Source organism: uncultured Mailhella sp., from assembly GCF_944324615.1.
In the GTDB taxonomy this organism is placed as follows: domain Bacteria; phylum Desulfobacterota; class Desulfovibrionia; order Desulfovibrionales; family Desulfovibrionaceae; genus Mailhella.
Genome location: NZ_CALUWY010000013.1, coordinates 38650 through 54859, shown reverse-complemented (window position 1 = coordinate 54859; position 16210 = coordinate 38650). Strand labels below are relative to the sequence as shown.

Annotated in this window: 11 protein-coding genes; all 11 read left to right on the top strand. The window is 57.9% G+C overall.

Translation table 11 applies throughout. The features are described from left to right. The first annotated feature begins 319 nt into the window (after nt 1-319). Nucleotides 320-1507 (top strand): integrase arm-type DNA-binding domain-containing protein, encoded by a 1188-nt coding sequence (locus Q0K07_RS04920; RefSeq protein WP_077072818.1) that lies wholly within the window; start codon nt 320-322, stop codon nt 1505-1507. Between the two features lie 16 nt (nt 1508-1523). Beyond that, entirely contained in the window at nt 1524-1700 is a 177-nt protein-coding gene (locus Q0K07_RS04915; RefSeq protein ID WP_154674806.1) for a hypothetical protein, read from the top strand. Nucleotides 1701-2091: 391 nt separating this feature from the next. Next, nucleotides 2092-3033, top strand: coding sequence for a hypothetical protein (locus tag Q0K07_RS04910; RefSeq protein WP_077072819.1), 942 nt, complete (start codon nt 2092-2094; stop codon nt 3031-3033). Between the two features lie 120 nt (nt 3034-3153). Then, a complete protein-coding gene (locus Q0K07_RS04905) occupies nt 3154-3369 on the top strand; it encodes an AlpA family transcriptional regulator (RefSeq protein ID WP_077072820.1) in 216 nt (71 codons plus the stop codon). A 9-nt stretch (nt 3370-3378) separates the two neighbouring features. Beyond that, nucleotides 3379-4545: a MobV family relaxase gene (mobV, locus tag Q0K07_RS04900; RefSeq protein ID WP_294557222.1), complete on the top strand. Its 1167-nt coding sequence runs from the start codon at nt 3379-3381 to the stop codon at nt 4543-4545. Nucleotides 4546-4688: 143 nt separating this feature from the next. Continuing rightward, on the top strand, nt 4689-5051 hold the full coding sequence (locus Q0K07_RS04895; RefSeq protein ID WP_077072822.1) for a hypothetical protein: 363 nt from the start codon (nt 4689-4691) through the stop codon (nt 5049-5051). Nucleotides 5052-5087: 36 nt separating this feature from the next. Next, entirely contained in the window at nt 5088-5702 is a 615-nt protein-coding gene (locus Q0K07_RS04890) for a recombinase family protein (protein WP_077072823.1), read from the top strand. A gap of 259 nt (nt 5703-5961) precedes the next feature. Continuing rightward, entirely contained in the window at nt 5962-9483 is a 3522-nt protein-coding gene (locus tag Q0K07_RS04885; RefSeq protein ID WP_077072824.1) for a helicase-related protein, read from the top strand. A 3-nt stretch (nt 9484-9486) separates the two neighbouring features. Further along, a complete protein-coding gene (locus Q0K07_RS04880; protein WP_273524162.1) occupies nt 9487-12279 on the top strand; it encodes a DUF1156 domain-containing protein in 2793 nt (930 codons plus the stop codon). A gap of 12 nt (nt 12280-12291) precedes the next feature. Continuing rightward, nucleotides 12292-15654 (top strand): Swt1 family HEPN domain-containing protein, encoded by a 3363-nt coding sequence (locus Q0K07_RS04875; RefSeq protein WP_077072828.1) that lies wholly within the window; start codon nt 12292-12294, stop codon nt 15652-15654. An 82-nt stretch (nt 15655-15736) separates the two neighbouring features. Next, nucleotides 15737-16198, top strand: a complete 462-nt coding sequence (locus Q0K07_RS04870) for a hypothetical protein (RefSeq protein ID WP_077072829.1) — start codon at nt 15737-15739, stop codon at nt 16196-16198. The last annotated feature ends 12 nt before the right edge of the window (nt 16199-16210 follow it).

Genomic DNA, 16210 nt, shown 5'->3' with positions numbered 1-16210 from the left:
AGTGAGAATGGATGAAAGTATAATTTTATAGACTGTTAATCACTAGGTTGGCGGTTCAAGTCCGTCTCGGGGAGCCATTTATGGCTCTGAAGAAGAATCCCAAAGTCCAATAAGGCTTTGGGATTCTTTGTTTTAAGCTTTTTTCAGCGTCCAGCGGAATCCAAGGGCGTGCATTTGCATCCAATTTTTTTGTGGGTATATCTGTGGGTATGAATGTGCTATGCATATTCCGATACCCACAGGTTAACCGGTTAGAAAATAAAGCTTTTTCAGTCCATGTGGGTATCTTCCAATCCAATAAGATCCAAGGAGTACCTACATGCCTCTGACAGAAACCCAGATCCGCAATCTAAAACCCGCCTCCACGCCGAAAAAGCACTTCGACGGCGAAGGTCTTTTCCTCTACGTCACCCCGGCCGGAAGCAAGCTCTGGCGCATGGCCTACCGTTTCGAGGGCAGGGAAAAGCTCCTCAGCTTCGGCAAATATCCCACCGTTTCCCTGAGGGATGCCCGCGCCCGCCGCGATGAGGCAAAATCCCTGCTCGACAAGGGCGCAGACCCTTCGGCGGTCAAGAAACAGCAGAAGCAGGAACGCGAGGCTGTGACCCGCGACACCTTCGAGCTCTTCGCCCGCGAGTGGCACAAAGTCCGCACGGCCGCCTATTCCGAGGCCTACGGCAAGGCCATCCTCTATCGGCTGGAAACGTATGTGTTCCCGGTCATCGGCAAGACGCCCGTGACGCGCCTCGCGCCCATGGACATACTTGGCGTGGTCAAGCCGCTGGACGACAAGGGCCATCACGAGACCGCCAGCCGTATTCTCCAGATCATCGGGCAGATTTTCCGCTACGCGATCATTCTCGGCAAGGTGAAGCAGAACCCCGTGAGCGAACTTCGCGGTGCGCTGAAACCTCACAAGGTGGTGCATCGGGCGTCCGTGACTTCGCCGCCGAAAGTCGGCCAGCTTCTGCGCGACATCGACCGCTACGAGGGCTATTTCCCCCTAGTCTGTGCGTTGAAGCTCGCCCCGCTGGTATTCACTCGCCACACCGAACTGCGTGCCGCCGAATGGAAGGAGTTTGACTTCTCGAAGTCTGAATGGCGTATCCCCGCCGAACGCATGAAGATGCGCACGGCCCACATCGTCCCGCTGTCCCGACAAGCTGTGGCGATTCTGGAAGAATTGCGGCTCTACTCCGGCGAAGGCAAATACCTCTTCCCCTCGATTCGCACCGACGTGCGCCCCATCTCCGAAGTGACCATGCTCAATGCCCTGCGCCGCATGGGCTACGAGAAGGATGAAATGAGCGTGCACGGCTTCCGCTCGCTGGCATCCACGCTCCTTAACGAACGTGGATACAACCGCGACTGGATAGAACGCCAGCTTGCGCACTCGGAACGGAACGGCGTTCGGGCGGCCTACAACTACGCGGAATATCTACCCGAACGCCGCTGCATGATGCAGGAATGGGCCGACTACCTCGACGAACTCAAGAACGCCGCCTGACACGGAGGGACGACAAATGAACAATACCGCTGACGAAACGAGAATCTACGCTCCTGCAGAGATTCCCTCCTATGAGACCGAAGGCTATCCCCAACTCTCTATCGCCGATAACGGCTGGACGGACGAAGAACGGAACGCCATGCTCCAACACGGCTACGACAGCATGGATATGCTGAGAGCGTGGCTCGGCTAAGCCCCCATCCTCTTACCCTAAATAATGGGCGGACTTCCCGAAGCTGAATTATGGCCTCTGGAAGTCCGCGTTTTTTTCTTATCGCTTCCTCGTGAAGCATCAAAAAATCCCCCTTACAAATTCCCCTTCTGATACTGGACAAGTGTGAACCAGTTCTTATTTCTATGAGGGGGTAGGGGGAGTATTAATATTAACTTCTTAATATTAATGAGTAGCCAGATTTTGACTGGGAGCAGTCAGATTTTGGCTACCTGTAGTCAGAATCTGGCTCCCCGCGCTTCTTCTCTTCTTCGCCCCTTCTTTCTCTCGCGGCACTTCCCGCCGCGCTCTTTTTCTCCCGACACATTCCCTTTCTTTTCATTCCTCTCTAACAAAAGGAGGCTCTATAGACATGCCCGAAAACGTCCACATTCCCCTTGGCAAAGTCCAGGCCGCGTACGGCCTGACTGACGACGAACTCTACGACCTGATCCAGAAGCTATGGGAGCGCAAGCAGCTCTTCTATAAAGAACTCTGGGCAGAAACCTACGAAAAGTACTGGCACTTCGCCGCCACTGGATCTCTGCCGTCCACGCAGGAAAAACTTTCCGAGCTTCCCGAGCCCGACAGCCGTCACCAGTCCAACTTTTATCCCATATTCTACGGCACGCAGATGGTGCGCTACCTCATGCAGCTCATCAAACTTGTTTCCTACAAGCCGTTCCGGCTAGGACTGGATTACCTCTTCGATACGGCCTTCGAGGATGGTCACAGCGTTGCCGCAGAAGAGCGCGACATCCTCTATAAATATTTCGAGTTCACGGAGCTTGACCGTAAGCCTCCCCGAAAAGATTATTACAGGCATTTCAAGGCCGGCCAACCCTATCTCGTAAGTTTTATTTCCAGAAATATGACGGGAACGCTGATGGCCGACCGTGACGCGGTCATCGAGTTTCTTGGCGACTATCCGTTGAAGCGCGAGGTCAAGGGGCTAACGCACCGCGTGGTGAACTCCATTCTGGACAGACTCGTCACGTCTGCCGCTAACATTCAGCTTGAAATCCAGCCCGAAATTCCCGTTGAAGCCTCCGTCTCGTCCTTGCCCTCTGCCGAAAACATCGTTGTTCCGTCTTCACTCTGGATGGGCAAAGCTCCGGCCTCCGTGCGCGATGCCATGAAGGAAGACTTCGACGAGTGCGTCACTGCCCACGTTCTCCTGAACTGGTGCAAGCTTGGCAAAACTCAGGTCGGCAGGTTGCTCTCCCCGAAGGAGTTCGGTGACGACAAATCCTATCGCAATCACGTGGATAAACTATTGCTTCGCGCCGCCCGCCTGAGCATCCGTCAGGAGTGATTCCCGTTATCTTCCCGGTTTTCCACAAAATTCCCGGAAAATTCCCGATTTCTTCCCGAACATTTCCCGCCGTTTTTCCTAACCTCCGAGGTGCTAAATCCACCAAGGAGGTTTTTCCTTATGCAAAAAACAATAGCACTTCCCGCAGTCGGCTATGTCCGCCTGCCCCAGCTCCTCAAGATCTTCCCCATCAGCAAGAGCGCATGGTGGGAGGGCTGCCGAAGCGGCGTCTTTCCCAAGCCCGTGAAGCTCGGGCCGCGCACGTCAGCGTGGCGCGTGGGGGACATCCGTGCCCTCATGGAGCGCATCAACACGGCGAGCATCGCCTATGACTAGGGAGCCGCTATGTCGTACCTCGTCCTTCATATGGATAAGTTCAAGCGCGAGTCGCTGCGCGGCATCCAGAGCCACAACAGGCGCGAGCGGAGAAGCCGTTCCAATCCCGACATCCGGCACGAGAAGAGCCACGAAAACTACGACCTGCACCAGCCGGAACTGCGCGACTACGCCCGCGCGGTGCAGGCCAGAATCGAGGCACTCAACCTGCCCAAGGCCGTGCGCAAAGACGCCGTTGTGCTCTGCGGCCTGATTGTCACCTCCGACCTGCCTTTCTTTGCCCGCCTGCCACCAGAGGAACAGCGGCGATTCTTCGAGGAGAGCCGCGACTTTCTCACCCGTTTCGTGGGGCGTGAGAATGTCATTTCGGCCATGATCCACATGGACGAAAAAACGCCGCACATGCACTTCCTGCACGTCCCGGTGACGCCGGACGGTCGGCTCAACGCCAACGCCATCTACACGCGGGAAAGCCTGCGCCGCCTGCAAAGTGAGCTACCCGCACATCTCCAATCCTGCGGTTTCCGTATTGAGCGCGGCGTAGAGCAGGTTCCCGGCGCGCGGCGCATCCACCTGAACACCCGCGAGTTCAAGCAGGAAAAGGAAGAGCGCGAGCGCATCGCCGCCGATAACGTGAAAGTCCTGCGCCATGCGCTCGATACGCTCTACGCCGCGAACGAACTCGAAGAGCATCTCAAGGGCAAGATCAAGGACTACGAGAAGCAGGCCCGCGTGGCCGAGCGTTATCTCAGCCGCAACGAAGAACTGCCCGAAGCCACGCTCTTCAACTTCAAGACTGTGCTGGCTCAGGCGCGGCGCGTCATTGAGGAGCAGAAAAAGGCTCTAGCCGAAAAGGCCATTCTGGAGGGACGGAAGGAAATCGTTGATGGACTTCTTGCCGAGCGAAATCGCGAACTGAAAGAACAGGCCCGTAGGATCGACCGCCTCCTCCGAGAACTTGAGGAAGTCAAAGCACAAAAGAGAAAAGCCGAAGGGGAGGCTCATGCGCTCAAAGAGTTCATTGCCCAACCGGACGAAAAGCCGCGCTTTGAGAGGTTCCTCGCTGACAAGCAGGAAGAGGAACTCCGTGCCGAAATGGAGCGGCAACCCTGCCTCACCACACGCAAATCTACGCCTGCCCACGAAGACGATGGGCCTTCCTTCTCTTTTCACTAATCGGCACTCCCCAAACCTTGGCCCAAGGCCCAAGATATAGCCCACTATGCTTTGCAGGAGCAAAGCGTGGGCGACCGTCCCGCTCGACCGGGAATCGGTGAACCTCTAACCCGACGCAATGCATACGTCGAAAGGATGAATCTATGATCAAAACCAATACTGAGACTGTCCGCAAGATCATAGCGGAATTTCCCAACCTTCAGCACGAGAAAAAGACGCTGGAAGGCAACCACGAAATGACGTTCCGCGAGGCTATCCGTGCCCTTTATCCGACACTTCGAGACATGAAAAAGCGCGGCTTCACCACCAGAGAAATCGCTGAAAAGCTGAAGGAGTACAGAGTGTATATCGAACTCTCCACGCTCTCCAAGTATATGCACGATATGGCGCAGGAGACGTCCCAGAAGAGCAAGGCCAGCTCCACGCGCCGCGTAAGGAAGCCTGCCTCCCAGCCTACCAGCTCCGCAAAAGCCTATGCTCCCGCCACGCCCAGCGAGACCGAATAACCGTGCCGACGCACTGCCACCGCAAGGAGCCCGCCTATGGAGAAGGTTTATGGATACGTCCGCGTATCCAGTACCGATCAGCACGAGGACCGCCAGCTCATCGCCATGGCGGAACGCGGCATACCGCAAAGCCGCGTCTATATAGATAAGCAGTCCGGCAAGGACTTCGACCGTCCGCGCTACCGGGCATTGATGAAAAAACTGCGCCCCGGCGACCAGCTCTGCATTACGAGCATAGACAGGCTGGGGCGCAACTACGAAGAAATTCAGGAACAGTGGCGCATCCTGACGCGCGAAAAGAAGGTGGACATTCTGGTCTTCGATATGCCTCTTCTCGACACGCACCGTGACAAAGATCTGGTCGGTACGCTGATTGCCGACCTTGTTCTTCAACTGCTGTCCTTCGTAGCCCAGAAGGAACGCGAGAACATACGCCAGCGGCAGGCCGAAGGCATAGCGGCGGCAAAGGCTCGCGGTGTCCGCTTCGGACGCGAAGCCCGCCCTCTGCCTGAGAACTTCAGCCGCATGGTTTCGCTATGGAACGAAGGAAAGATTTCCGGAACTCAGGCCGCGAAAAATTGTGGGATTCCGCTCTCCACGTTCCGCTACCATGCAAAGAGAAGAAAATCGGATGAAAAGGAGAATTGTTAAAGATTTCTGTAGCTAAGTGTACTTTCTTGCAAAGGGAAAATTGGGAGGATGCTGGCAGGCCAGTCAGAAGAGGCGGAGTTGTAACTTTGCTAGATTTATGGCAAAAATGGAGTGCTCAATTTTGCGCTCACGGCTTGCAAGAAAGTACACCTTTTTGCAAGGCCGGCGGGCGTATTCCCAAGGGATAACGGCATGGTCAGCAGAGATAAGTCGTTGGAAACATACAGGAAGGAAACCTCCATCCCCGATCGGAGGTTCCATGGCAAAGCTTGAAGAACTCACCGTCGGCAGCAGTGTTCTCGGCATCGCACCGCAGGAAGCCGTAACTATCGTGGCGGCCCAGTGGTACGGCAACGCCGTTCTGGACATCACCTATAAGGACAGCCGGGGCACGCCGGGCACTCGCCTTCTCTATCGGGAAGACGAGCCCTCGCTCACGCTCCAGAAGGCCGAACTGCCGTGGAGCTTCGATGCCGACGGCGCACAGCTCCGCCTTGCGTCCGAGGCGTGGCGCATCCACTACGCCCACCTCTTCGACCCGTACCTCGCCGTCCACACATCCGATGTCGAGCCGCTCCCGCATCAGATTTCCGCTGTCTATCAGGAACTTCTGGGCCGCCTGCCCCTGCGCTACATCCTTGCGGATGACCCCGGTGCGGGCAAAACCATCATGACCGGCCTGTTCATCAAGGAACTTATCGCTCGCGGCGATCTGAAGCGTTGCCTCATCGTAAGCCCCGGTTCGCTGGCCGAGCAGTGGCAGGACGAGCTTTTCCGCAAGTTCCACCTGCGCTTCGAGATACTCAATAACGAGCGCATCGAAGCCGCCGCTTCCGGCAACGTGTTTCAGGAAGCGGGCTTCGCCATTGCGCGGCTCGACAAGCTGGCCCGCAACGAGAACCTGCTCGACAAGCTCCGCGTCACCGACTGGGACCTGATAGTCTGCGACGAAGCCCACAAGATGTCCGCCACGGTCTGGGGCGGCGACGTGAAAATGACGCGCCGCTACCAGCTCGGCCGCCTGCTTTCCAGCATCACGCGGCACTTCCTCCTGCTCACCGCTACGCCGCACAACGGCAAGGAAGAAGATTTCCAGCTCTTCCTCGCGCTCGTGGATCAGGATCGCTTCGGCGGTGCCTCCCGCACCGGCGCACAGTCCGTCAACGTGTCGGATGTCATGCGCCGCCTGGTGAAGGAAGAACTCCTGAAGTTCGACGGCTCTAAACTCTTCCCCGACCGCCACGCCGCCACGGTGGACTACAGCCTCTCGCCGCAGGAAGCCGAACTCTACAAGGCCGTGACCGAGTACGTGGAGAACGAATTCAACCGCGCGGACAAGCTGAACAACGAACGCCGCACTACCGTGGGCTTCGCGCTCACCATTCTCCAGCGCCGCCTCGCGTCCTCGCCGGAAGCCATTTTCCAGTCACTGCGCCGCCGCAAGGAACGCCTTGAACGCCGCCTTGAAGAAGAACGACTCGGCCAGCGCGCCCAGATGTGGGAGCGAGACCACGCCCTCCTCGACCTTGCCGACGCGGAGTTCGATGACGACGACCTGCCCTCCTCCGAGCTGGAAGAAGCCGAAGAGCAGGTGGCCGACCGCGCCAGTGCCGCGTCCACCATCGCGGAACTGGAAGCGGAAATCGCCACGCTCAAGGTGCTGGAAGCTATGGCAGCCCGCGTGCGCGCCAGCGGCAAAGACCGCAAATGGGAAGAACTCTCCGGCCTGCTTCAGGACGAAGAGTGCATGTTCGATTCGGACGGCTTACGCGAAAAGCTCATCATCTTCACGGAACACCGCGACACGCTCCGCTACCTCACCGGCAAGATTCGCTCGCTCCTCGGCAGTGAGGAAGCCGTGGTGGTCATCGACGGCGGAATGCTCCGCGACGAGCGCCGCAAGGTGGAAGAACGCTTCAAGCAGGACAAGGACGTGCGCATCCTCATCGCTACGGACGCCGCAGGCGAAGGTCTCAACCTCCAGCGGGCACACCTTATGGTGAATTATGATTTACCTTGGAATCCCAACAGGTTAGAGCAACGCTTCGGCCGAATCCACCGCATAGGCCAGACCAAGGACTGCTGGCTCTGGAACCTCGTTGCCGCCGAGACCCGCGAAGGCAAAGTCTTCAAAAAGCTCTTTGAAAAGCTGGAGCAGGAGAAGCAGGCGCTGGGCGGCAAGGTCTTCGACATACTCGGCAAGGTCACGTTCAACAACCGCCCCCTGCGCGAACTGCTCATCGAAGCCGTGCGCCACGGCAGTGACCCCGCCGTGCAGACCCGCCTCGATGCCGACATGGACTCTGCCTTCGACCGCGAGGCCATACGCAAGCTGGTGCAGGATCACGCGCTCACGCAGAACGTGATGGACGCCGAAACCGTGGCCGTCATCCGCGAGAACATGGAGCGCATGGAAGCCCGCCGCCTCCAGCCGCATTTCATCGAAGCTTTTTTCAAGGAGGCGTTCCGCGAACTGGGCGGCCGCATGTCCCCGCGCGAGAAGGGCCGCTGGGAAATCACCTTCGTTCCCCACGCCGTGCGGAGCCGCGATATGCAGGTGGGCAACGGCGAGCCCGTGCTCACCCGCTACGAGCGCATCTGCTTCGACAAGGCTTACCGCAACATTCAGGGCGCTGTGCCTGCCGCGTTCATCTGCCCCGGGCATCCCCTGCTCGAAGCCGTGCTCGATGTGATGCGCGAACGCTCCGGCGACCTTCTGAAGCGCGGGGCCGTGCTGGTGGACGAGAACGACAGTGGCGAATCCGCGCGCCTGCTCTTCTACATCGAGCACACCATTCAGGACGGCACGCTCCTTGCCGATGGGAGCCGCCGCGTCATCTCGCGCAACATCCATTTTGTGGAAATCAGCGAAGACGGCACGGCCTCCAACGCAGGCTATGCGCCGTACCTCGATTATCGCCCCGCCTCTGGCGAAGAGCGGCAGGCCGCGCTCGAACACGCCAGCGGCAAGGCTTGGCTTGCGGGCGGCGTGGAAAGCCTCGCCCTCGGCCACGCCGTGACGCGGCTCATCCCCGGCCACCTGAACGAGGTTCGCACCCGCAAGGAACGGCTCATCGACAAGACCGAGAAGGCCGTCAAGGAACGCCTCACCACCGAGATACAATACTGGGACTACCGCGCCGCCGACCTCAAGCTCAAGGAGAACGCGGGCAAGCGCAACTCCCAGCTCAATTCCCAGATGGCGGAACGCCGCGCCGAAGAGCTGGCCGCCCGCCTCAAGCGCCGCATGGACGAGCTGGCCGCCGAACGCACCATCTCGGCCCTGCCGCCGGTCATCATCGGCGGGGCGCTCATCATTCCCGGCGGACTGATGGCGAAGCTCACGGGCCGCGCCACACCGGAATTCTGCGCCGACGCCCGCGCCCGCAAAACCATAGAAATGGCGGCCATGCAGGCGGTGATGGAAGCCGAACGCGCGCAGGGCTTCCTGCCCCGCGACGTGAGCGCGGAAAAATGCGGCTACGACATCGAAAGCTCCGTGCCGGACGCCCTCGCCAAAGGCGTGCCCAGCCTGCGTTTCATCGAGGTGAAGGGCCGCGCCGCCGGGGCGACCAACGTCATCGTTTCACGCAACGAGATCCTTACCGCACTGAACCAGCCAGAGCAGTTCATCCTTGCCCTTGTGGAAGTGGACGGCCCGCGCACCCGCACGACCTACCTGAAACGGCCCTTTGTGAATTCGCCGGACTTCAGCTCGGAAGGCAGTATTTTCAACCTTTCCGCGCTGATGAGCAATGCGGAAATCATCTACGAAGGGTAAGCCATGAGCCAGATAAAGAAACTCATCGAAGTCGCACTTCCGCTGGAAGCGATAAATGACGCATCTGCTTATGAAAAAATGCCTGGCATTGGCCCACATCCTCGCGGCATTCATCACTGGTGGGCCCGCCGTCCGCTGGCCGCCGCCCGCGCTGTTATCTGGTCTTCTCTGGTGGACGATCCTTCCTCTCACCCTGAACTTTTCCCCACGGAACAGGAGCAGGAAAAAGAACGACAGCGTTTGCACTCCCTCCTGGCGCGTCTTTCAAACTGGAAAAATGTCAATGACGAGGAATTGATGGACGAGGCTCGCGCCGAAATAAAGAAGTACATGGGCGAAGAGCCGCTGGTGTTCCTCGACCCCTTCGCGGGTGGCGGTGCAATCCCGCTGGAAGCCCAGAGGCTGGGGCTTGAAGCTCATGCCCACGACCTGAACCCCGTGGCCGTGATGATAAACAAGGCCATGATTGAGATCCCCCCTCGCTTTGCCGGGCAGGCTCCCGTGAACCCCGAAGCCCGCGCCAAGCTGGGGCAGGATCGCTCGTGGCGCGGTGCCACCGGCCTTGCCGAAGACGTGCGTTACTACGGCGAATGGATAAAGCAGGAAGCTGTCAAGCGTATAGGTCATCTTTATCCTACGGTACAAGTCCCCATTGAACTGGGAGGAGGTAAGGCGACCGTTATCGCATGGATTTGGGCGAGGACAATAAAATGCTCGAATCCTGCCTGTGGCTGTGAAGTCCCACTGGTGAATAATTTTGTACTTTCCAAAAAGAAGGGCAAGGCGGCTTGGATTGAACCGCACTTTGAAAATGGGACGGCATCCTATGAAGTGCACCATAGCGGCAAACCAAACATTGAAGGAACGGTAAACCGTAAGGGGGCAGTATGCGCTTGTTGCGGTACCCCTGTACCGTTTACCTATATTCGCGAACAGGGAAGAGCCGGAGCTATGTCTGCTCATCTTATGGCTGTCGTAGTCGATGGAAAAAATGGTCGTTTATATCTTTCCGCAGATAGTATTCATGCAAATGCTGCCCAAACCGGAAGACCAGAAGATTATCCCGATGCTCTTCTGCCGCAGAATCCTAGAAATTTTAACACTCCCAATTATGGTCTAAGTAATTTTTCTGACCTATTCACAGATCGCCAACTTACAGCACTCACTACATTTAGCACCCTTGTAACCGAAGCCCAAAAGAAGGCCATGAGTGATGCACTGGTTGCTGGAATGGACAGCGATGAAACATCTCTTGCCGAAGGTGGTTCTGGAGCATTGGCCTATGGGCAGGCTGTAGGGACATATTTGGCTAATGCAGTTGATCGTCTTGCTGATTTCTCGACCTCTGTTTCCAGATGGTCTGCATCTAATGAAAAGCCGATGAACTTGTTTAGCAAACAGGCAATCCCTATGACTTGGGACTTTCCTGAGACTAATATACTAGGCGAAGCTGTTGGTGGATTCTCACCTATTGTTCAATATGTAGCAGACTGTATTTTAAAACTCCCCAAAACATCCACAAGGGGTTTCGCAACACAGCATGATGCTCAGAGTGATTGCGGCCTTCGTAGTATAGTCATATCTACAGATCCACCGTATTACGATAATATTGGCTACGCCGACCTTTCAGACTTCTTTTATGTCTGGTTGCGGCGTTCTTTGAAAGCTACCTATCCTCAGCTTTTCCGCACCATGCTCGTTCCCAAGACGGAAGAACTGGTGGCTACTCCTTACCGTTTTGAAGGAAGCAAAGAAAAGGCCCGAGAATTCTTTGAAGACGGCATGTTCAAAACCTGCTGTCAGCTTTACAAATATTCTCGGGAAGATGTGCCTGTCACTATCTATTATGCGTATAAACAAAGCGACTCTGATGAAAGTCAAAACGACAGCCAAACAGCATCTACCGGTTGGGAAACCATGCTTTCCGCTATCATTCAAGCTGGCTTTTCCATCACTGGCACTTGGCCACTTCGTACTGAGCAGGCGTATCGTTCTGTAAGCATGAACACCAACGCGCTCGCGTCCTCCATCGTGCTGGTCTGCCGCAAGAGGCCGGAAGATGCCCCCTCCTGCACGCGGCGTTCCTTCATTGCCGAGCTGAAGCGCGAACTCCGCACAGCGCTGAAGAAGCTCCAGTCCAGCAACATCGCCCCGGTGGATATGGCGCAGGCCGCCATAGGCCCGGGCATGGGCGTGTATTCTCGCTACAGCCGCGTGCTGGAGGCGGACGGCTCGCCCATGAACGTGCGCAGTGCCCTGCAAACCATCAACGCCGAGCTCGACCTGTATTTCTCGGAACAGGACGGCGTGCTCGATGCCGAAAGCCGCTTCTGCGTGGATCTCTACACGCAGTTCGCCTTTAACAACATGAAGTTCGGCGAGGCCGACGTGCTGGCCCGCGCCAAGAACACATCCGTGGAACGTCTGGCCGAAATGGGGCTGGTCTATTCCGAAAAGGGCGTGGTGCATCTGTTCGACCGCTCCGAACTGCCTGAGTTCAAAGCCGAGGCGCGAAGCTCCACGGGCCGCTGCCTCTGGATGCTCACCCAGTACCTTTGCCAGTTCCTTGAAAAAGGCGGCGTGGAGGCCTGCGCCATGCTCTGCATGGACTACCCCTCCGACGCCGAACGCGCCCGCGACCTCGCCTACCGCCTCTTCTCCCTTGCCGAGCGCAAGGGCTGGAACGCCGAAGCCTACGCCTACAACTCGCTCGTGGTCTCGTGGCCCGAGATACAGCAGAAGGTTTCCGAACTGCGCGCCGTGCGCCGCTCCGCCCAGCAGGGTTCCCTTATCTGATGAGAGTTAGCCATGACCAATAATAACGAACTCGTTTTCCGCGGTTTCCGTGCCCTGCTCATGGGCTTTGCTCCGTACATCTGCGCCGCCCTCCGTGTGGAGTATGGGCCGGATTGGTGGCGGCAGGCTGTGCTCACCACCCTGCATGAGCTTCAACGGCGCGGCCTGCCTCTCGAAGGGCCGGATCAGAAGCTTATGGAATCGCTGGATATCCAGCGCTGTCTCATACTTTTCGATGCGCTGTGGGGCGACGTGTTCCGCAAGCGTCTTTCCATCGACCACCGCACATGGGCCAAGGAACTCATGGGCGTGCGCAACAAGCTGGCTCACATCGGCGCGGACGATTTCAACGACAGCGACACCTGGCGCGCACTCGACACCATGTCTCGCCTCTGCGAGCAGATAGACGCCGAAGCCACCGAAGAGATTCGCGCTCTCCTGCGTGAATCCCGCTACGGCTCGGCCGCCGGTTCTACGGCTGTCACCGCTCAGGCCGCTCCGCAGGCCGCGCCCGCCGCGCCCAAGGCTTCCGGCATACTTGCGGAATCCCCGGCCAACCTGCCGAGCTGGCGCGATGTCATCGAACCGCATCCCGACGTGGCGCAGGGCCGCTACCGCAACGCCGAGTTCGCCGCCGACCTCTCGCAGGTGGCACGCGGCGAAGGCTCCTACGAATACCGCGACCCGGTGGAATTCTTCGCCCGAACCTATGTCACGGAAGGCATGGCCGGCCTTCTGGTGCAGGCCTTGAAACGCGTTTCCGGCAAGGACGGCGAACCCGTCATCCAGCTCAAAACAGCATTCGGCGGCGGCAAAACCCACAGTATGCTGGCCCTTTACCACCTTCTGCGCGGCACAGTTTCCGTGGACAAAATTCCCGCCGTGCGCCCGGTTCTGGAGGCCGCAGGGCTTGCCAGCCTGCCCAAAGTCCACGCGGCAGTGCTGGTCGGCACTGCGCTCGACCCCAGCAAGGTGAAGCGCCCGCAGAATCTGCCCGGTATCACCGTGAGCACGCTCTGGGGCGAAATGGCCTACCAGCTCGCGCTCTCGGCCCAGAATCCCAAGCTCTACGACTTCGTAAAAGAAGCCGACAAGAAAGGCATTTCCCCCGGTTCCGAGGCCCTGAAAGGTCTCTTCGACGCCTGCGGCCCCTGCCTCATCCTCATGGACGAACTCGTGGCCTACGCCAAGCGCATCTATGGCGTGAACGGCCTGCCGTCCGGCTCTTTCGATAATTTCATCACCTTTATTCAGGAGATAACCGAGGCCGCCCGCGCCAGCCGCAACAGCCTTGTGGTGGCCTCCATCCCCGAATCGAACATCGAGATCGGCGGCGAGGCCGGGCAGACCGCGCTGGAAGCCATCGAGCACACCTTCGGCCGCATGGAATCCATCTGGAAGCCCGTGGCCGCCAACGAAGGTTTTGAGGTCGTGCGCCGCCGCCTCTTCCTCGACTGCAAGAATCCCGCCGCGCGCGACATGGTGTGCGAACATTTCAGCGCCATGTACCGCGAGAACACGTCGGATTTTCCGCTGGAAACCAAGGAACTTGAATACAAGAACCGCCTCGTTTCCTGCTACCCCATCCATCCTGAAGTCTTCGACCGCCTCTACGACGACTGGGCCACGCTGGAGCGCTTCCAGCGTACGCGCGGCGTTCTGCGCCTCATGGCGGCGGTCATCCACGAGCTGTGGATGGGCAACGACGCGGGCCTGCTCATCATGCCCGGTTCCCTGCCCATGGACGTGCCCAACGTGCGCGACGAGCTGACCCGCCACCTCTCCGAAGGCTGGAACCCGCTCGTGGACAAGGAAGTGGACGGCAAGCAGTCCGTGCCCTACCTGATGGACAAGGCCAACTCGCGCTACGGCAAGATCCTCGCCGCCCGCCGCGTGGCCCGCGCCATCATGCTGGGCAGTGCGCCCACGGTGCGCCAGCAGAACGTGCGTGGCCTTGAGGCGTCGCGCGTGCGCCTTGGCGTGACCCAGCCCGGCGAGCAGGTGGCGCTGTTCAACGACGCCTGCAATACGCTCAAGAACAAGCTGGCCTACCTTTACACCAATCCTTCCGGCGACCGCTTCTGGTACGACACGCGGCCCACGCTGAGAAAAACTGTGGAAGACCGCGCCACGCAGGTTGCGGCCTCGGACGTAGAGTTTGAAATCGAACGCCGCCTCAAGAAACTGCGTAAGGAAGCGCCGTTTGCGGGTATTCACGTTTGCCCGGCGTCGTCGCTGGACGTGCCGGATGAACAGGCCGTGCGGCTGGTGGTTCTGCGCCCGGCGGAAAGCTACGCCCAGTCGGCTCAGGACTGCGCCGCCATGCGTGCGGTTTCCGAAATGTTTGAAAAGCGCGGCACTGCCCCGCGTATGTACCGCAATATGCTGGTCTTCCTTGCGGCAGATCAGGCCCTTATGGCCAACCTCGAGCAGGAAGTGCGGCGCTTCATCGCGTGGACATCTATTAAGGAAGACAGTCAGGACTTGAACCTCGATGCCGCGCAGAACCGCGAAACAGAAGTCAGCCTCAAGCGCAGTGACGAGACCGTTGACTTACTGCTCAAGGAAGCGTGGTGCTGGCTCCTCGTGCCGAGCGTTGACACCTACGACCGCAAAACGCTGGACTGGGAACGTACCCGCCTGAGCGGTGACGGACTCATCAGCCGCGCGGCTAAAAAGCTCCTGCAAAATGAATGGGCTGTGACCAAGTGGGCTCCGGCGCTCCTGCTCATGGAACTGGATAACCTGCTGTGGCAGGGCGTGAACCATATTGCCATCAAACAGCTCTGGGAATGGCTCTGCACCTACTGCTATCTGCCTAGACTGGCGAGCTATGACGTTCTGGAAGAGGCTATTGTCAGCGGCCTCAGCGAAGAGGAATTCTTTGGCTATGCCGCCGCCGTGGGCGAAGACCGCTATATCAGCCTGAAGCTCGGCCAGAGTGTCCGCCCCGAAAAGAGCGGCTACCTTGTGAAGGTGAAGGCCGCCAAGACGCAGATAGGGCGGGAGAAGGAAGCCACGACTCCGCCGGTACAGCCGCCTGTCGTTGAAACTGTCGTGCCTACTCCTGACAGGCCAGCTCCTGTTACTCCTACGCCTCCCGCGCCCCAGCCGGTTCAGCCCACCCCGCCTGCGCCGAAGAGCATGAGCTTCTACCTCTCGACTCAGCTCGACACCACCCGCGTGAACCGCGCCGTGCAGAAGATCCTCGAAGAGGTGGTCTCCGTCCTCACGCAGGAAAACGGCGTCACCGTGGAACTACGCTTCGACGTGCAGGCCTCTGCTCCGAAAGGCCTCCAGCCAAGCACGATACGCGCTGTTTCCGAAAACTGCCGTACGCTGAAGATCACCAACTTCGGCTTTGTGGAAGAGTAGAAAAGGGAAAGAACTAAGGGAAGTTTTAAACGCATCAGGCCGCCCATTGGCGGCCTGATAAAAACATGAGAGGAGAAGAAAAATGGCTAAGTTTTGTAGCCCCAGAAAAATACTTAATCTGACCCTTGAAGTAGCCAACCATCGCAGAGTTGGAAGAGATTACCATAATAATGCATTTCGCGCGATGCGAGATGCGGCCCTAGAAATCAATAGATTACTCGTGGAAGAGCCCTCTGGGTATGAGGAAATGAAAATGAAAATTTCAGTCCAGCCAAAGGTTAAGAATCCATCGTCGCGAATAGAGGTTCACCTGAAAAATATGCTATACTATGCGTCGCCCGACATCGCTCCCCAATGGGGCTTATTGAGTGCTTTAAATTTAAAAAGTACTAATGAGCTTCCGCCCTGCTTTGAAATAGAAGCAAGAGGAAGAGTATTTGTTTTCAGAGATGATTATGACGATAATAACATGAAGCTAATAAAAATAGCGGATAAGATCAGAAGTCCTCTCTTAGAAGCTATGAGTAATAAGGCAATGATATAAAATGAGTCGCTC